The following is an 18,275-nucleotide window of genomic DNA, read 5'->3' as shown; positions in this document are numbered from 1 at the left end:
CTATTTTGCTTTTTTTGCTGTCTCTTTTGTATTTGGTACGGCGGTAGCTGGATCATATGGTTTGTCGGTCGGCCCTAGTCCAACATATTTGTCATACGATTCATAGATGGCGCGCGCGATTCGTCCGGCCGATTGACCACCGTAGCCGCCTTCCGGTACGACGACAGCTACTGCCAGTTTCGGATTTTCAAGTGGAGCAAACGAGACAAAGACACCGTTGTTGATCTCTTTGTACTTATGCCAGTTAACTCCTTTATCGAAATTCAAAGAATCCGGCACATAAATATCCTGCTGGGAGGTACCGGTTTTGGCTGCTACGCGGTATGGGAATCCAGCGAAAACTCCAGCACCAGTACCGCCTTGCTGTGTAACCATGCCCATCCCTTGATGGATAATGCGCCAATAGCTGTCCGGTTCCTCAAGCTTGCTTAGCACTTCTGGTTTGAAAGGTTGGACCACTTTGCCGTTATTATCCACAATGCGGTCGACCAGTTGCGGACGCATGCGAGTGCCTTTGTTGGCTACAGTCGCTACAAATTGTGCGAGCTGCATTGTCGTATATCGTCCCTGCTGACCGAAGGATGCCTGTACCATAGCCGCTTTTGGACCGTACTTTTTATTCATTGTTAGGAAATCTTCCCCTCCCGCCGACTCGCCGGGAAGATCGACGCCCGTTTTGACGCCGAGGCCGAACGCATGATAATACTTCTGGTACACGCTAACGGAATTCTTTTTGTATTTCTCGCTTAATAATTTCCCGATGTTCGCCATGTACGTATTCGACGATTTCTGAATCGCTTTCTGCGGAGTTAGCATGCCGTAGTTATGACCGCTATCATTGCGGATAACGTCTCCTGCGCCGCCATAGCGGTAGGCTCCTGGATCGGGCCAGGAGTATGGCGCGATTTTTTCCGATAGCCCCATCAGCACGGTTGCTGGCTTCACGACAGAACCGGCTGGTACGACAGATGCAGGATGTTTATAATTTTCCATTTCCGCGTCTTTCCCGGTTTTCGGACTTACGTCATGCGGCGCACTGCGAATCGTCCCGTTCGTAAAGGAGAACTTGTTTTTTTCGTACGTTTCTTTGTCTGGACCGGAAGTCCAGATGTTTGGATCGTATTCCGGATAGCTGACCATCGTGACAACTCTCCCTGTTTTCACTTCGATCGCTACCGCATACGCATTTTTCGCATAGGCGGCATTGCGGCCTGTCGCACGCAGTTTTGGCAAAAAGCCCTTGATGAAGTCGCGCGCCTCGAGCTGCACCCGTTGATCAATAGTCAGGTACAGGTTGTTGCCTCGTTTCGGAGGTACTTCCTTAATCTGTTGAAGAATTGTTTGGTCTGCTGCTACTTGATACATGCGGTAGCCGTTTTCTCCACGCAACGCTTCTTCATAGCTTCGCTCGATGCCTTCATATCCTACCATTTGGTTCGGCAGATACGATTCTTTGCGCTGTCGGTAGTACTCGATGCCCTGATTGTCAGCAACGTTAAACTGACGTACATATCCGATAGCTTGCACAGCTACCTGCTTGGGATCGTATTCCCGGATTGGTTTGGTTACGACGGATACGCCATCTAGCTCGTTGCGATGCTCGGCCAGATAGGCGATCTCTTTCTGGGATAAGTCGTACTTCAAGTCCTTCTCAAGAAACTTCGATGTCATGCGCATGGATTTTTCGACTTTGCCGTTTTTATATTCGTAGCCCACATCCATTTTTTTTAGTAAATCTTCTTTCTTGGTGCCGGGCAGAATTTTCTCCAGTTTAGTAACAAGATTAATGTAATACTCTTTATCCATGTAATCTTTTTCCTGGAATACGGCGGCAAAAGAACCGCGACTGTGCACGATGAGATTGCCGTTCTTGTCATAGATGTTACCGCGCAGTGCCGGAATCGGCACTTTTTTGTCTGACTTTGCTGTTGCCTTTTGCTCGTATTCCTCACCGTCGACAATCTGTACGTAAGACAGACGGAAAATAATGACCGCAAAAATGAGAAACACAAGCAGAAGCAGCATGTTTAAGCGATTGAATACCTGCTTTGTTCGAGCGTTTTCATTTTCTTCATGATTATACATCGGTTGACCACACCTTGCCGTGAGTTTACTCCAAAGATAAATTCTATCATGTGAAAGGTAAATTGAAAATGAACGAAAGGTATAAAATTTCCGCTGAATGAATAGGATGAAAGAAAAACGAGCTGGAATGAAGGAAGGAGAAGAAGCATGTTTATCCCATACAATCGCATCGGAGAAGGAATTCGGCTGCTTGCTATTTTCATATTTTGTACGTTTATATTTTATACGATTATTTCGTATGTCAGCGATACGATAAAGCCGGCAGAACCGTACAAAGAACCGCATGGCAAGGCGGTAAAAGTGATGCAGTATACACCGGCATTTGAAGGAACATATAAAGAGATGAAGCGTCGTCTGTTTGACTTCTATTGGTACGGTGAATAATTTTTTATTCGATAGCAGGAAACGACGTATCATTGTGGAATAAAGTAATAAAGGACAGGCTTGTGTGACATATAGAGGAGATTGGATGTTGAGGAGACTAGGAAATGAATGAGTTGATTACCCAGTTTATCCATTACTTAACAGTGGAAAGAGGGTTAGCGAAGAATACGCTGGAGTCATATCAGCGGGATTTGCATGCATACTGTGCCTATCTGGAACGAGAAAATTTCACGAATTTGAATGAGACAAACCGCATGCAGATTATGGGCTATTTGCTCCATCTTCAGGAACAGGGCCGGGCTACGGCGACACTCTCACGTAATCTGGCATCCATTCGCGCTTTTTATCAGTTTTTATTGCGAGAAAAGTTTATTGATAAAGATCCAAGTGTTAATCTAGAATCACCTAAAATTGAAAAAAAGCTGCCCCAGGTATTATCGGTGGCGGAAGTAGAAACATTATTGAACGGACCGGATACACGCCTGCCTTCAGGCTTGCGTGATAAAGCTATGCTTGAACTTCTATATGCAACAGGCATTCGGGTATCAGAACTTGTCTCACTGAATCTTTCCGATGTGAATCTGAACATGGGTTTTATTAAATGCTTCGGTAAAGGCTCGAAAGAACGTATTATTCCCCTCGGACGTCTGGCGATTGCGGATGTAAGCCGTTATCTGGAACGGGGGCGGCCGATGCTTAAGAAGCGTGGACAGGAAGAAGCCTTGTTTTTGAATCATCATGGCCGTCGCCTATCACGTCAGGGTTTTTGGAAAATCATTAAAAAATATGCTCAACTGGCTAATAGCCATAAGGAAATTACCCCGCATACGCTACGCCACTCTTTTGCAACGCATTTGCTTGAGAATGGTGCCGATCTACGTTCGGTGCAGGAAATGCTTGGACATGCCGATATTTCGACCACACAGATTTATACACATGTCACGCGCTCTCGTCTAAAAGAGGTATACGCCAAAGCCCATCCGCGGGCATAAAAAAAGGTGCTTCGGGGTAAAGTGTGAAGTGCCTTCCTTATATTCCGCATCACTCATTTTAGAAAGCGGAGAAAGGGGAAGAAAGAATGGTATACGGTAAAAGGAGGAGATAGCATGAAGCGATTCAAGCGGATATTTCTTATCGTACTGGACAGTGTCGGCATCGGGGAGTTACCGGATGCAAAAGACTATAATGACGAGGGAGCACATACGCTCGGTCATATCGCAGAGCGCATGGATGGCTTGAATGTGCCGAATCTGGCGGGGCTGGGTCTTGGGCATATTGAACATCTTCAAGGGGTTTCTGCTGATGTTCCGCCTGCAGCCGCATTCGGAAAAATGAATGAAATTTCGCTTGGTAAAGACACGACAACCGGACATTGGGAGATTATGGGGTTACGCGTCGAAATTCCATTCAAAACATGGCCGAATGGGTTTCCCGAAAGCTTGATTGGGCCCTTCTCGGAAAAAATCGGACGTGGGGTCTTGGGCAATAAGCCGGCCTCCGGTACAGAAATTATCGAAGAGTTGGGCGAGGAACATATGAGAACAGGCGATGTTATCGTGTATACTTCAGCGGACAGTGTATTTCAGGTTGCGGCGCATGAAGATGTTGTCCCTCTTGATGAATTGTACAAAATTTGCCAGATTGCACGTGAGTTAACGCTTGAAGACAAGCATTCGGTTGTACGTGTCATCGCTCGTCCGTTTGTTGGAGAACCGGGCAATTTTACCCGTACAGCGAATCGGCGTGACTTCTCTGTATCTCCGCCGGGTAAGACGGTTATGAATAAACTTAAGGATGCGGGTTATACCTCAATTGCGCTCGGTAAGATTTCTGATATTTATGCAGGAGAAGGTGTGACTGAAGCGGTTAAGACGAAGTCCAATATGGATGGTGTGGATAAGTTGCTGAATGCGATGGGCAAACAATTTACCGGTCTGGCTTTCATCAATTTGGTCGACTTCGATGCGCTGTATGGACACAGACGTAATCCGACTGGCTACGGTGAAGCGCTTGAAGAATTTGATCGCAGATTGCCTGAAATTCTGGAGGCGCTCATGGATGATGACTTACTCATTATTACAGCAGATCATGGCAATGATCCGATACACCATGGGACCGATCATACGCGTGAATACGTGCCGCTGCTGGTCTATCATAAAGGGCTTAAGGCAGGTAAAGAACTGGGCATACGTGAGACATTTGCCGATATCGGTGCTACAATTGCAGATAACTTCGAGATAGAGAAACCGAAGATTGGAACTAGCTTTTTACACACGATTACCGAATAAGACAGGAGGTAGATGGCGTGTCAATTGCAGCGCATATTTCTGAAGTGCAGGCATATATCGAAAGTAAAACGAATATAAAGCCAGAAATAGGATTGATTCTTGGTTCTGGACTTGGTGTGCTGGCGGACGAAATCGAAAATCCAATTACGATTCCGTACGGAGAAATTCCGCACTTTCCGGTGTCCACGGTGGAAGGTCATAAAGGCCAATTGGTTATCGGAAGGCTCGAAGGAAAGTCTGTCTGCGCCATGCAGGGCAGGTTTCACTATTATGAAGGGCATGGCCTTGATGCTGTAACGTTTCCGGTACGTGTTATGAAAGCGATCGGTGTGGATAAAATAATCGTGACAAACGCGGCGGGTGGTGTAAATGAGAGTTATGAAGCCGGCGACTTAATGTTGATTCGTGATCATATCAATTTAACAGGTCGTAATCCGCTTATCGGTCCGAACGATGAGAGCATGGGCGTTCGTTTTCCAGATATGTCGACTGCTTATTGTCCAAATTTGCGGGCTTTAGCATTGGAAGTGGCACAACAAAATGGGATAAAGCTACAGGAGGGCGTGTATGTCGGTATGCTTGGACCGAGCTATGAGACGCCAGCGGAAATTCGTATGTTGCGCACATTAGGCGGTGACGCGGTCGGCATGTCGACCGTACCGGAAGTGATCGTTGCGCGTCATGCAGACATGCGTGTATTGGGCATCTCCTGCATCAGTAACATGGCAGCTGGCATTTTACCTCAGCCGTTATCACACGATGAAGTGATGGAAACAGCCGAAAAGGTCAAGCATACGTTTTTGACTCTGGTAAAAGCTGTTATTCAAAAATTATAATACAGCGTAGAAAAGCCTGGAACAATGTCTTTGTTTCAGGCTTTTTATGTATCAAGGCCTGATGCAGGCTTGTCATGCGAGCGATGAATAAGTCCTTTTTGTAATATTTGAATATATAATATGAAAAACGTATAAATATACTATTTGTTTTACGGATCTCTTAATCTATAAATAATTAAGTTTTTTGTGATATTTGAACAAAATAATACTATTTCCATAAAAGAAAGCGATTACTTTTCAGATTTTCACAATTATTTTTCTTTACAATGTTAATTTTCTGTTTTATATTTATATTGCTTATTCAGAAAATTATTTTACGAAAAACGTAGATTTTTCTCAAAATGATGCTATAATCGTAATCACGAACATTCTGAATAGCCATTCATTCAATAGAGGGGGGATGATTGGTGCGTAAGCTGGATTTGTTGGACTTTCAGATTCTTCAAATTCTTCAAGTTGATGCCCGAAAATCCTATACAGAGATGGGACATATGCTTGGCGTCAGTGAAGGGACAATACGTTCCAGAATCAATCGCATGATTGAAGACGAAATTTTTCAATTTATCGTACATACAGACCCTGTGAAGGTCGGACTACATGTACAGGCAATCATTGGCATGTCCACCAAGCTCGGACACCAAGAGAAGGTTGCCGAACAATTGGGGAAACTGCGTGCGGTGCGCTTTATTGGCGCATTTTCCGGGCGTAATGATTTAATTATTCAAGCATACTTCCGTTCGAATGAGGATTTGACCGCATTCGTGAATGAAGACCTGGCTAACATCGAAGGGATCGCTTCAGCGGAAGTATCGATTGAGCTAAAGCAATACAAGGATTCATTCTCATATGTAACCGCTGATGGAGTAGAGGACACCGCTGGTTAATAGACACAGCGTATCTGTCCTGCTCATATACATTTAAGATTAAGGAGGTCAATTGCTGTGAAGAGAGGTTTTTCGATTATTGTAAGCCTTGTGCTTCTCTTAACGTTAGCGCTTACAGGCTGTGGCGGCGGAGCGAAGGAAACGGGCGAAGGCGGAAACCAGAAGAGCTCCGGTAGTGCAGGAAACAATATCTTACGTGTAAACAACTCGACAGAACCTGGCTCACTGCATCCTGCAAAGTCACAAGGAACGCATGATTCCTGGCCGCTTCGTCATCTGTTCGTAGGTCTGACGATGAAGGAGCCGAAGGGAGATAAAGGCGAATTCGAAATTAAAGGTGCCATGGCGAAGGAGTGGAAACCTAGCAATGGTGGGAAAACGTATACATTCAAACTGCGTGATGGGTTGAAATGGTCCAACGGAGATCCGCTTACTGCACATGATTTCGAATATGCATGGAAGCACGCATTGAATCCGGCTACTGCTTCTGATTATGCATACCAGCTCTACTACATCCAGGGCGCTGAACAATACAATACATCCAAAGAGAAAGACCCGGCGAAGCTAAAGGCACTGGAGGACAAAGTAGCCGTAAAAGCGAAAGACGATAAAACGCTGGTAGTTACACTTGTAAACCCGACACCATATTTTGATGAGCTTGTTTCTTTCTATACGTATTTCCCGGTAAATAAGAAAGTTCAGGAGCAAAATCCAAAGTGGGCGAACGATGCCGAAACGTTCGTATCAAACGGACCGTTCAAGCTGACAGAATGGAAGCATAAAGACAGCATGAAGATGGTCAAAAACGAAAATTATTTCGAAAAAGACCGCATTAAGCTTGCGGGCATCGATTGGGCGATGGTAGAGGATGAAAATACCGCATGGCAAATGTACCGTTCCGGTCAGTTGGATCTCTCGTATCCGCTGCCTGGTGATGTTGTGGGTCAATTGAAAGGACAAAACGCACCGGACTTTAAAATCGTTCCAGAATACGCCACCTACTTCTATCGCTTCAATACTCAAAAGAAACCGTTTACAAATGTAAAGGTTCGTAAGGCATTGGCAATGGCCATCGAACGTAAGACAATTACAGAAAACATTGCACAGGGTGGACAGAAGCCTGCGCTCGCCCTCGTTGCTGAAGGATCAAAAGACGCAAACGGTCAGGATGACTTCCGCAAAGTGGGTGGAGATTACTTCAAGGAAGATGTAGCAGAAGCGAAGAAACTGCTTGCTGAAGGCTTGAAAGAAGAAGGCATGGACAAGATGCCGAAATTCAACATTATGTATAACAACAATGATCTTCATAAACGCATCGCCGAAGCCATTCAAGAGATGTGGCGCAATAACCTTGGCGTGGATGTTGGGATTGAGAACGTAGAGTTCCAGGTGAAAATCGATCGTGAGCATAAGCTAGATTATGATGTAGCACGTGCGGGATGGATTGCGGACTTCATCGATCCGATGACGTTTGTAGATATGTTCACGAGCGTAAGTACGCAGAATGATACCGGCTGGAAGAGCCAGGCGTACGATGCGGAAGTAAATAAAGCGAAGCAGTCCAGCGATGCGAAAGTACGCATGGAAGCGATGCATAAAGCCGAGGACATTATTATGAAAGACATGCCGATTCTGCCGATTTACTTCTATACGAAAGCCTATACGTTGAAAGAAAATGTTACAGGTGTATTCACTCCGCCGGACGAATATCCGGTATTAAGATACGCAAAGTTTGTTGATAAGAAGGATGAGAAGAAGTAACGCGTAAAATCAGGGGAATGCTTAAGTTTTCCGGGCATTCCCCGTTTTTCAAGTAAAAATAGAATGGAGGGTATACGTTGTTACGGTATACTTTACAGCGCTTGGGCTGGGCCCTCTTAACTCTTTGGGTGGTTGTAACGCTCACTTTTAGCTTGATGCATCTGATTCCCGGCAATCCGTTCGCCAAGGAAGGCAATATGCCTCCCGGCGTGTTTGAGAATTTAATGAAATACTATAATCTGGACCAGCCATTGTATGTTCAGTATTGGTTGTACCTTAAGTCGCTGCTTGCTCTGGATTTCGGTCCATCATTGAAATCGAGCACCATTACAGTAAACGATTATATCTCGGAAGGTTTTCCAGTTTCCCTGCACCTTGGGCTGCAGGCATTGCTTATCGGCGTAACGCTCGGCATCATTTTAGGCGTTATTGCTGCGCTTTACCATAACCGCTTTCCTGATTATTTATCTATGATTTTGGCAATTGTTGGCATATCTGTACCGAACTTTATTCTTGCTACCGTTTTCATTAACTATGTAGCCGTCGAATGGGGCTGGTTGCCTGCGGCGACATGGGGAACGTGGAAGCATACCATTTTGCCTTCTCTGGCATTGGCCGCGATGCCGATGGCATTCATCGCGCGTCTCATGCGCTCCAGCATGCTCGAAGTGCTCAGCCAGGATTATATTAAAACCGCCAAAGCAAAGGGCCTAACCCGTAATGTCGTTATTATCAGGCATACGCTGCGCAACGCAATTCTGCCAGTCGTCACCGTGCTTGGCATCATTACAGCAAATCTTGTCACAGGAAGTTTTGTTATCGAACATATCTTTGGGATTCCAGGTATGGGTGAGATGTTTGTAAAAGGCATCTTTAACCGCGATTATCCGGTTATTCTGGGTTCCACAGTTTTTTATAGCGCGATTCTTATTTTTCTTATTTTCCTGGTGGATGTTATGTATACCTGGATCGATCCGCGTATTAAAGTTGCAGGGGGGAGTAAGTAATGCAGCCTGAAACTCGTCTGAGTACCGATATGTTCCGTCCTGTAACGGACAACTTTAAAGATGCGGAAACAATCGGGCGTCCTAGCATCTCCTACTGGGCGGATGTGTGGCGGCGTTTACGAATGAATAAATTGGCTATGGTGGGCCTTGTTGTCATTATCTTGCTTGTTCTGATGGCGATTATCGGTCCGATGATTAGCGGTTATACGTACTATAAGCAAGACTTTACAGCCAAAAATCTGCAGCCGAGCGCAGAACACTGGTTCGGTACCGATTCTTCGGGTCGCGATATGTTTACGAGAATTTGGTTTGGTGCTCGCATCTCTCTGTTCATCGGGGTAGCGGCTGCATTCATTGATTTTGTGGTTGGCGTTATATACGGCGGTATTTCCGGTTTGAAAGGCGGCCGCGTAGATAATATTATGATGCGCATCGCCGAGGTATTGTACGGTATTCCTTATTTATTGATGGTTATTCTGCTGATGGTCGTCATGGGACCGGGCCTGCTGACCATTATTATCGCGATGACGATAACAGGCTGGATTCCAATGGCTCGTCTTGTACGCGGTCAGGTCCTGCAATTGAAGGAGCAGGAATATGTACATGCGGCAACTGCGCTTGGCGCTGATACGAAATGGATTCTGATGAAGCATATCATCCCGAATACAATGGGACCTATTCTTGTAAATGTCACGCTGACTGTTCCGACTGCGATTTTCGCGGAAGCGACACTGAGCTTTCTCGGGCTGGGTATTCCGGCACCGCGTGCGAGCTGGGGAACGATGGCGAACGATGCGCTGGTAAGTTTGCTGATTGGAAATGTGTATCAATTGTTCATTCCGGGCTTCTTTATCTCACTTACGATGTTCGCCTTCAATGTACTGGGCGACGGTATGCGCGATGCGCTCGACCCGAGAATGCGCAAATAACCTGAAAAGCAAAGGGTGAACAACCTATGGAAAATATATTGGAAGTACGCGACTTGCACATCTCGTTTCATACGTACGCGGGTGAGGTTAAAGCCGTGCGGGGCGTAAACTTCGAGGTGAAAAAAGGCGAAACAGTAGGAATTGTGGGCGAATCCGGTTGCGGTAAAAGTGTCACCGCCCAGTCCATTATGAAGCTATTGCCACAGCCGCCTACGCAATATAAGCAGGGCAGCATCCTTTTTAGCGGTCAGGATTTATTGAAAAAAAGTGAAAAAGAGATGCAGAAAATCAGAGGAAACGATATCGGAATGATTTTTCAGGATCCGATGACGTCGCTTAATCCGACAATGAAAACCGGTCGGCAGATTACGGAAAGTCTCATAAAGCATCAGGGAATGTCTGCTGGTGAGGCACATAAACAGGCGATTGAGCTGCTTAAAATGGTAGGAATTCCACAACCGGATAAGCGGGCTAACCAGTATCCGCACGAGTTCTCAGGTGGAATGCGCCAGCGCGCCATGATAGCGATTGCGCTCGCCTGCCGTCCGAAACTATTAATCGCCGATGAACCAACGACGGCACTGGATGTAACAATTCAGGCGCAAATTCTCGAATTGATGAAAGAACTGCAGGAGAAAACAGGGACGTCGATTATCATCATTACGCACGATCTTGGCGTTGTGGCTGATATGTGCGATCGCGTCGTCGTTATGTACGCTGGCGAAGTAGCAGAAACGGGTACAGTGGATCAAATCTTCTATCAGCCACAGCATCCGTATACCAAAGGGCTTCTTAAATCAGTTCCGCGGCTTGATATGAAGAGAAACGAGCCGCTTGCACCGATTATTGGTACCCCTCCAGACTTGCTGCATCCGCCTGCTGGTTGTCCGTTCTTCGCCCGCTGTGAATACGCGATGGAAGTGTGCCGTAACCACAAGCCGGTACTTGAAGAAATGGGAGGGAATCATCAGGCGGCCTGTTGGCTGCACCATCCGCTGGCAAGCAACCGGAAGGAGGAGTTCGCACAATGAAATCGATAGTAAGAGAGATTGCGGTACAAAAAAACAAGAAACAAGGCACACTGCTTCAGGTACGCAATCTGAAAAAATACTTCCATGCTAGCGGTGGGACAGTGAAAGCTGTGAGCGATGTAACGTTCGACATCAAAGCAGGCGAAACGCTTGGCGTAGTAGGTGAATCCGGTTGTGGAAAGTCGACGATGGGTCGTACGATTCTTCGTCTGTATGATGCGACTGAGGGTGAAGTATTGTTTGAAGGTAAAGATGTACACAAGGCGAGTACACGTGAATTGAAGAAGCTTCGCCGTGACATGCAGATGATTTTCCAGGACCCTTACGCTTCGCTGAATCCAAGGATGACAATCGGAGAAATTATCGGAGAGGCGATTGATCTACACAAGCTGGCAAGCGGTACAGAGCGCAAAGCACGTATTCAGGAATTGCTTACGCTCGTCGGCCTGAAGGCGGAGCATATCAACCGATTTCCGCATGAGTTTTCCGGGGGCCAACGGCAGCGGATTGGTATTGCGCGTGCGCTGGCGGTCGAGCCGAAATTCATTGTGTGCGATGAACCGATTTCCGCGCTGGACGTATCCATCCAAGCACAAGTGGTAAATCTATTGAGTGACCTGCAGAATAAGATGGGGCTGACGTATTTGTTTATCGCCCATGATTTATCGATGGTAAAACATATTAGCGACCGGGTGGCGGTGATGTACCTGGGTAAAATCGCAGAGCTTTCTGGAAGCGAGGACTTGTATACGAATCCGCTTCACCCTTATACGGAGGCGCTTCTTTCCGCGATTCCGATTCCAGACCCGGAAGTGGAGAGGAAACGTCAGCGTATCGTACTGAAAGGCGATGTACCGAGTCCGATGAATCCGCCGAGCGGCTGCCATTTCCGGACGCGCTGTCCGTATGCCATGGAGTCATGTGCGAAAATCGATCCGGTCTGGCAGGAGGTAAAACCTGATCACTTTGTTGCCTGCCACCTTTATAATAAAGACGTTATGGGAACGGATGTCAGAAAAGCATAGCAAGAGAAAAGCAGAGTGGCATCGTTGCCCTCTGCTTTTCTTTATTTAATGGATAAAAAAGCGACATATCGTTTCTTCTGACGGTTGTATCACTTGAAAAACTCGCGAAGTGTGTGCCAAACGTTGCTTTTTCCTATGGAGCGCGTGGTATGGCAGGCGAAAAAGACCGACAACTCCCGCGAGTTTTTCTTATTATTCTGCTTCTACGGTCCAGCCGAACGGGTCTTCTTTTTCCCCGGTTTGAATGCCGCAGATCGTATCGTAGATTTTCATAGATAACGAGCCTGATTCGCCACCATTAATAACTAGATTTTTGTCGTTCCATTTCAAACTGCCGATTGGAGAGATCACTGCCGCAGTTCCGGTGCCGAAAGCTTCCTCAAGTGTACCATCAGTATATGCGGCGTATAGTTCCTCTATTGAAATTCTTTTTTCCTTAACGGGAATGTTCCATTCTTTCAGTAATTGAATAACAGAGTCCCTCGTTACCCCGGCCAGGATGCTTCCATTCAGCGCGGGTGTCCATACTTCGCCGTTCACCTTAAAAAATACGTTCATGCTGCCCACTTCTTCTATGTATGCTTTCTCGACACCATCGAGCCACAGTACTTGGGCACAACCGTGCTTCTGTGCTTCTTCCTGCGCTTTAAAGCTTGCTGCATAGTTACCTGATGTTTTCGTATGTCCGGTCCCGCCTTTTACCGCGCGGACATAGTTATTCTCCACATAAATGCTGACAGGGTTAATACCTTCCGCATAATAGGCACCAACTGGTGAAAGAATGACGATGAATGTGTACGTACGAGCAGGACGGACGCCTAGATACGGTTCCGTCGCAATAATGAACGGTCGAATATATAGAGAGGTTCCTTCATCTGCTGGTACCCACTCTTTTTCTATGCTGACTAATTTTTTGATGGCTTCGACAAGAAATGTTTCGTTAACGGGCGGAATACTTAGTCTTTCGTTGGATAGATTAAGCCGCTCCATATTTTTTTCCGGTCGGAACAGGAGAATTTTATCTTCTTTTGTCCGATAGGCTTTCATGCCTTCGAATACAGCTTGTCCATAGTGGAAGACAACAGCAGCGGGATCGAGTGATATCGGTGCGTACGGCACGATTCTCGGATGATGCCATCCTGTTTCCGGCGTATAATCCATCATAAACATATGATCCGTAAAGCAAGTTCCAAAAGCCAATTCGTTTACATTCGGTTTCGCCTTTCTGCTTTCCGCTAATGTAACTTCTATCTCATAACTCATAAGCGTGTCATTCCCCCTGTTTTTGCAAAATTGTATTCCGGATTTCTTACTGAATCAGTACAAAATTTAAAATGTTATAACTAAACTTTACACAAATTGAGATACAAAGTAAATGTTTGCATGTCATGTGTGTGTACCCGGTTGAAATAGCTATATTTTTGTTCATAGGTATATAATTCCAGACATTGTGGCGACAATAGGTACTATCTTGATTTGGAGGGACCTGTGAATGAAGAAGTTGCCTATTGTACTGCTATGCTTATCCTTGATGATACCGTCCCTGGGCGGACTTGCCTCTGCCCAGGAAAAAGCGAAGCCGGCCGCCGATCAGAAGCAGGAACAGCAAGGGGATGCGGATCTTGCTCCAAATGCTGTATCGGCTGTTTTAATCGATCGGGATACAGGTGCAATTTTATATGAGAAAAATGGACATAAAGCGTTGCCACCCGCCAGTATCACCAAAGTCATGACCATGCTTCTTATCATGGAAGCGCTGGATAAGGGTGAAATTAAGCTTACAGATAAAGTGAGAACAAGCGAATATGCTGCTTCTATGGGAGGATCGCAGATTTTTCTGGAGCCGGGTGAAGAGATGTCTGTTGATGAAATGCTGAAAGGTATCGCACTTGCCTCTGGAAACGATGCTTCTGTGGCGATGGCAGAACATATAGCTGGGACGGAAAAGGCATTCATTGATAAAATGAACGCGCGAGCCAAACAATTAGGAATGGACGATACGACATTCATGAACACGAATGGTTTACCGGTATCGGGACATGTATCCTCGGCGCACGATATTGCGTTGATGTCGCGTGAACTGCTGAAGCATGAGTCGATTACTAAATATACAGGCCTATATCAGGATTATTTGCGTAAAAACTCGAACAAGCCGTTCTGGTTGGTCAATACGAATCGTTTGGTTCGCTTCTATGCCGGGGCTGACGGTTTGAAAACAGGATATACGACGGAAGCAAAGTATTGTTTAACCGCGACTGCTAAACGCGGAAATATGCGTGTTATCGCCGTAGTAATGGGCGCTCCGAGTTCAAAAATCAGAAATCAGGAAGTTGCCTCAATGATGGATTATGCATTCAATCAGTATGATAGTCAGCCGCTTTATAAAGAGAATCAGATTATAAAGACTGTACCGGTCGAAAAAGGCAAACAGGAAACGGTTGACATTGTGGTACCATACCGTTTCAGCATGCTGGTGAAAAAAGGCGAAAAAGCCGAACAGTATCAAAAGGAAATCAACTTGAAGGCCGACTTGAAAGCGCCGGTTACGAAGGGTGTTAAAATTGGCGAGGTGCTGATTAAAAAAGATGGGAAAACGGTGAGCACCGTCGATTTAGTCGCTGCGAACAGTGTGGAAAAAGCTGGATGGTGGGAGCTGTTTAAGCGTTCGACACGTAAAATGTTCGGTGGCTAAATTTGATAAAAAATCGGGAAAAGGAGAAATGTGCCACATTTTCCCGGTTTTTTTCTAGTTTTGTCGGAGGGCAGGAATCGCAGAAGGTATTGTAGAATCTTCCTGTATCACGAAGCGAAGGAGTGGCCCTGCGTGAGTTTACGAGTAGATATCGAAACGGTGAACGGTGTATTGATTGTAAGGCTGGAAGGCGAACTGGACCATCACACGGCAGACATGTTGCGTACTGAAATGGAAAAGCATTTGGTAGAGGAACAGGTGCAGCACATTTTATTGAGCATGGCGAATCTGCATTTTATGGATAGTTCCGGCTTGGGAGTGATTCTAGGCAGGTATAAGCAGATTGCGGCACGTGGCGGTGATATGGTCGTCTGCTCCATAAATCCTGTCATCTATCGCTTGTTCGAGTTATCCGGAATGTTCAAGATTCTGAAAATCAAGGAGTCCGAACAGGAAGCACTCCTTGTATTGGGGGTGGCGTAAGTGAAGCCGAAAACTGACAACAATTTTATGCGCTTGGAATTTGCCGCCCGCAGTGAAAATGAAGGTTTTGCTCGTATTGCGGTCGCTTCTTTTCTATCCCGTCTCGATATAACGCTCGAAGAGGTGGAGGAGATTAAGACGGTTGTCTCGGAAGCGGTTACCAACGCGATTATTCATGGGTATGAAGGGGATGAGACCGGCACGGTCGTCATCGAAACGATGTATACTGCCGCCAGTATTGAGATTGCTGTAGAGGATCACGGCATCGGTATCGCTGACCTTGAGGAAGCGAGACAACCACTCTTTACGACAAAACCGGAATTAGAGCGTTCCGGTATGGGCTTTACGATTATGGAGAACTTTATGGACACAATGGAAGTAGAAACGGAAATCGGTCGGGGAACAAGAATCCGGCTCGTCAAAAAGCTGACTAAGAATGAAGCGTTATGTAATTAGGGGACATGCCGATGGAGACCAATGTAAGGAATGCCAATCATGCTTACCTATCCAATAAGGAAGTAAAGGAATTGCTTGCCAAAAGTCAGGCGGGAGATACGACAGCACGAGATACATTGGTGAACAGCAACATTCGTCTGGTATGGTCGGTTGTACAGCGTTTTTTGAACCGAGGGTATGAGGCGGACGATTTATTTCAAATCGGCTGCATCGGATTGCTCAAAGCAATTGATAAATTTGATTTGAGCTTCGATGTCAAGTTTTCTACCTACGCCGTGCCAATGATTATTGGAGAAATCCAACGCTTTCTGCGCGATGATGGAACGGTAAAAGTGAGCCGTTCGCTCAAAGAAATCGCCCATAAAGTACGGAGGGTAAAGGATGAACTCTCCAAGGAATTGGGACGGTTGCCAACGGTAAAAGAGGTGGCGGAAGCGCTCGGAATTACTCCGGAAGAAGTCATCTACGCCCAGGAGGCGAACCGCGCCCCATCATCCATTCATGAGACTGTCTTTGAGAATGATGGAGATCCGATTACCTTGATGGATCAGATTGCGGATAAGGACGATGATAAATGGTTCGACAAAATTGCGCTAAAAGAGGCGATCGGCAAGCTGTCTGAGCGCGAGCAACTTATCGTATATTTGCGATACTACAAAGACCAGACTCAATCTGAAGTCGCCGAGCGCCTCGGCATCTCGCAGGTCCAGGTATCGCGGCTCGAAAAGAAAATCCTGAAGCTAATGAAAGAGCAGATCGAGAGGTAACTTTCGGTCTGCTTTTTTTATTTGACCGCATTTTTTCGCTTGTATGACCGTCTTGCATACTGCTTTTATGATGGAGGGATAATAGGAGGTGTAAGGAGGGATGGCGTATGGCTGACCCAACCCACGCATATGTGAAACTGAAAGGAAAAATTCAAACACACCCGGGTGAGACGGTGCGTATTCGGCATGTAGCCGAATTGGTTACGAACAGTCCTTCTGAAACAGCCATTCAGGATACTGTACTGCATACGCTTCGTCCAGAGGACGGCAATCGCTATGTCGTCGATATCATCCAGGTAATTGAAGCTTTGCAGCAGACGCATCCTGAACTTCTCGTTCACAACATTGGAGCCGAACATATGATTATCGAAGTACTGGCACCCCGGAAGAAAATCAGCATGCTGCTCGTACTGTTCGTCTGGATTGTATTATTTATCGGCTCTGGCCTTGCCATTATGAACTTTCACACGGATGTTAGTATGCCTGAAGTACATGAGCGGATATATGAATTGGTTACAGGAGAGAAAAATCCGCATCCGTTAATCATTCAAATCCCATACTCGTTCGGTGTTGGTGCAGGCATGATTTTATTTTTCAATCACTTGTTCCGTAAACGATTTAATGAAGAACCCAGTCCGCTGGAGCTTGAGATGTTTCTTTATCAGCAAAACGTGGACGACTATGTGCTGGCAAATGAGGCGGATGGAGCGAAAAAGAAATGATGATGCAATTGCTTCTCGCGCTGATCGGCTTAAGCGGAGGGGTTATCGTGGGGGGAGGCATTGTAGCGCTTATTACTGTACTCGATTTGATCCCGAGGTTTGTTCAAATTACAAAAACCGAAAAATATTTACTTCATTACCAATGGTCGGTCATTCTTGGCGTTTTAGCTTTTATGGTGTTCGATTTTTTTTCATACCCGCTGTATTTACCGTCTATCGTACTTAGCTTTATTGGAATATTCATGGGGATTTTCGTCGGATTTCTTGCGGCAGCACTAACCGAGGTGCTAAATGTGATTCCGATTCTTGCTAAGCGGATACAAGTGGACGAGTATCTTCAGGCTTTCATTATGGCATTGGCACTCGGTAAAATCGTTGGCTCCTTATTTCATTGGCTGGTTTTTATTAAATAAAGTGAAGGGGGAGAAATGTTTATGGCTTCTTCCGTTAATACGCGAAAACAGAGCCGACTTGCTAAAGCGCAAAAAGAGTATAGTGAGCGCGCAGCCAGATACAAGCCGAAGCCGCCATATTTGATAAATATTGTCAAGGCATTTCTTGTTGGTGGCGCTATTTGTGCTTTTGGACAACTTGTATCTAATTTTTATATCCGTGTTTTCGGCTTTACAAAAGAAACAGCAGGTGACCCGACAGTAGCTACGCTTATTTTTATTGCGGTGCTGTTCACAGGTCTTGGCGTCTACGATAAGCTGGGGCAGTTTGCTGGAGCAGGTTCAGCCGTACCGGTTACGGGATTTGCGAATTCAATGTCATCTGCAGCTATCGAACACCGGGCGGAAGGATTGGTGCTTGGTGTAGGAGGCAATATGTTTAAGCTGGCGGGTGGTGTCATCGTATATGGAGTGGTTGCAGCGCTGGTTGTCTCGTTGATTAAGTGGCTGATTATTAAGGTGTAAAGGAGGGA

General features: G+C 45.9%; 19 protein-coding genes. 17 read left to right on the top strand and 2 right to left on the bottom strand.

Translation table 11 applies throughout. The features are described 5' to 3' along the window. Positions 1 to 2,085 carry a peptidoglycan D,D-transpeptidase FtsI family protein gene (locus AF333_RS24465; RefSeq protein WP_043068043.1) on the bottom strand — a complete coding sequence of 695 codons (2,085 nt, stop codon included), beginning with the start codon at positions 2,083 to 2,085 and terminating at the stop codon, positions 1 to 3. Positions 2,086 to 2,232: 147 nt separating this feature from the next. On the opposite strand from AF333_RS24465, the gene AF333_RS24460 reads away from it, so the two are divergent. The 10 genes from AF333_RS24460 to AF333_RS24415 all read left to right on the top strand — a co-directional run bounded on the left by AF333_RS24460 (position 2,233) and on the right by AF333_RS24415 (position 12,230). After that, on the top strand, positions 2,233 to 2,469 hold the full coding sequence (locus AF333_RS24460) for a DUF4227 family protein (protein WP_043068042.1): 237 nt from the start codon (positions 2,233 to 2,235) through the stop codon (positions 2,467 to 2,469). Positions 2,470 to 2,573: 104 nt separating this feature from the next. Beyond that, positions 2,574 to 3,461 (top strand): site-specific tyrosine recombinase XerD, encoded by an 888-nt coding sequence (gene xerD, locus AF333_RS24455; protein WP_043068041.1) that lies wholly within the window; start codon positions 2,574 to 2,576, stop codon positions 3,459 to 3,461. A 114-nt stretch (positions 3,462 to 3,575) separates the two neighbouring features. Beyond that, positions 3,576 to 4,757 (top strand): phosphopentomutase, encoded by a 1,182-nt coding sequence (deoB, locus tag AF333_RS24450; protein ID WP_043068040.1) that lies wholly within the window; start codon positions 3,576 to 3,578, stop codon positions 4,755 to 4,757. 23 nt (positions 4,758 to 4,780) lie between these two features. Further along, positions 4,781 to 5,593: a purine-nucleoside phosphorylase gene (locus AF333_RS24445; protein WP_407638694.1), complete on the top strand. Its 813-nt coding sequence runs from the start codon at positions 4,781 to 4,783 to the stop codon at positions 5,591 to 5,593. Positions 5,594 to 6,000: 407 nt separating this feature from the next. Next, positions 6,001 to 6,477: an Lrp/AsnC family transcriptional regulator gene (locus tag AF333_RS24440; RefSeq protein ID WP_043068038.1), complete on the top strand. Its 477-nt coding sequence runs from the start codon at positions 6,001 to 6,003 to the stop codon at positions 6,475 to 6,477. Positions 6,478 to 6,534: 57 nt separating this feature from the next. Next, on the top strand, positions 6,535 to 8,238 hold the full coding sequence (locus tag AF333_RS24435; protein ID WP_043068037.1) for a peptide ABC transporter substrate-binding protein: 1,704 nt from the start codon (positions 6,535 to 6,537) through the stop codon (positions 8,236 to 8,238). A gap of 77 nt (positions 8,239 to 8,315) precedes the next feature. After that, positions 8,316 to 9,245 (top strand): ABC transporter permease, encoded by a 930-nt coding sequence (locus tag AF333_RS24430; RefSeq protein WP_043068036.1) that lies wholly within the window; start codon positions 8,316 to 8,318, stop codon positions 9,243 to 9,245. Further along, the gene (locus tag AF333_RS24425) at positions 9,245 to 10,174 is read left to right on the top strand and encodes an ABC transporter permease (RefSeq protein WP_043068035.1); all 930 of its coding nucleotides are present in this window, start codon (positions 9,245 to 9,247) and stop codon (positions 10,172 to 10,174) included. The genes AF333_RS24430 and AF333_RS24425 overlap by 1 nt, the downstream gene beginning before the upstream one ends. Positions 10,175 to 10,200: 26 nt before the next feature. After that, positions 10,201 to 11,205: an ABC transporter ATP-binding protein gene (locus AF333_RS24420; RefSeq protein WP_043068034.1), complete on the top strand. Its 1,005-nt coding sequence runs from the start codon at positions 10,201 to 10,203 to the stop codon at positions 11,203 to 11,205. Then, the gene (locus tag AF333_RS24415) at positions 11,202 to 12,230 is read left to right on the top strand and encodes an ABC transporter ATP-binding protein (RefSeq protein WP_043068033.1); all 1,029 of its coding nucleotides are present in this window, start codon (positions 11,202 to 11,204) and stop codon (positions 12,228 to 12,230) included. Before AF333_RS24420 ends, AF333_RS24415 begins: the two co-directional genes overlap by 4 nt. 192 nt (positions 12,231 to 12,422) lie before the next feature. Here the strand turns inward: AF333_RS24415 and AF333_RS24410 are convergent, their stop codons facing one another. Then, complete coding sequence (locus AF333_RS24410) at positions 12,423 to 13,493, bottom strand: branched-chain amino acid aminotransferase (RefSeq protein WP_043068032.1); 1,071 nt, start codon at positions 13,491 to 13,493, stop codon at positions 12,423 to 12,425. A gap of 229 nt (positions 13,494 to 13,722) precedes the next feature. On the opposite strand from AF333_RS24410, the gene AF333_RS24405 reads away from it, so the two are divergent. The 7 genes from AF333_RS24405 (at position 13,723) to spoVAC (ending at position 18,267) form a co-directional block, all read left to right on the top strand. Further along, complete coding sequence (locus AF333_RS24405; protein WP_043068031.1) at positions 13,723 to 14,922, top strand: D-alanyl-D-alanine carboxypeptidase family protein; 1,200 nt, start codon at positions 13,723 to 13,725, stop codon at positions 14,920 to 14,922. A 132-nt stretch (positions 14,923 to 15,054) separates the two neighbouring features. Continuing rightward, positions 15,055 to 15,405, top strand: a complete 351-nt coding sequence (gene spoIIAA / locus AF333_RS24400; RefSeq protein WP_043068030.1) for an anti-sigma F factor antagonist — start codon at positions 15,055 to 15,057, stop codon at positions 15,403 to 15,405. A gap of 27 nt (positions 15,406 to 15,432) precedes the next feature. Continuing rightward, positions 15,433 to 15,861 carry an anti-sigma F factor gene (gene spoIIAB / locus AF333_RS24395; protein ID WP_043068285.1) on the top strand — a complete coding sequence of 143 codons (429 nt, stop codon included), beginning with the start codon at positions 15,433 to 15,435 and terminating at the stop codon, positions 15,859 to 15,861. An 11-nt stretch (positions 15,862 to 15,872) separates the two neighbouring features. Then, positions 15,873 to 16,628 carry an RNA polymerase sporulation sigma factor SigF gene (sigF, locus tag AF333_RS24390; protein WP_043068029.1) on the top strand — a complete coding sequence of 252 codons (756 nt, stop codon included), beginning with the start codon at positions 15,873 to 15,875 and terminating at the stop codon, positions 16,626 to 16,628. Between the two features lie 107 nt (positions 16,629 to 16,735). Further along, positions 16,736 to 17,350, top strand: a complete 615-nt coding sequence (locus AF333_RS24385; protein WP_043068028.1) for a stage V sporulation protein AA — start codon at positions 16,736 to 16,738, stop codon at positions 17,348 to 17,350. After that, positions 17,347 to 17,763, top strand: a complete 417-nt coding sequence (locus AF333_RS24380) for a stage V sporulation protein AB (RefSeq protein ID WP_043068027.1) — start codon at positions 17,347 to 17,349, stop codon at positions 17,761 to 17,763. Before AF333_RS24385 ends, AF333_RS24380 begins: the two co-directional genes overlap by 4 nt. Before the next feature lie 21 nt (positions 17,764 to 17,784). After that, positions 17,785 to 18,267 (top strand): stage V sporulation protein AC, encoded by a 483-nt coding sequence (gene spoVAC, locus AF333_RS24375; RefSeq protein ID WP_043068026.1) that lies wholly within the window; start codon positions 17,785 to 17,787, stop codon positions 18,265 to 18,267. Positions 18,268 to 18,275 lie beyond the last annotated feature (8 nt).

The sequence above is a fragment of the Aneurinibacillus migulanus genome, assembly GCF_001274715.1.
Classification (GTDB): domain Bacteria; phylum Bacillota; class Bacilli; order Aneurinibacillales; family Aneurinibacillaceae; genus Aneurinibacillus; species Aneurinibacillus migulanus.
Note: the sequence above shows the minus strand (reverse complement) of the source record. Positions and strands in the feature narration are given on the sequence as shown.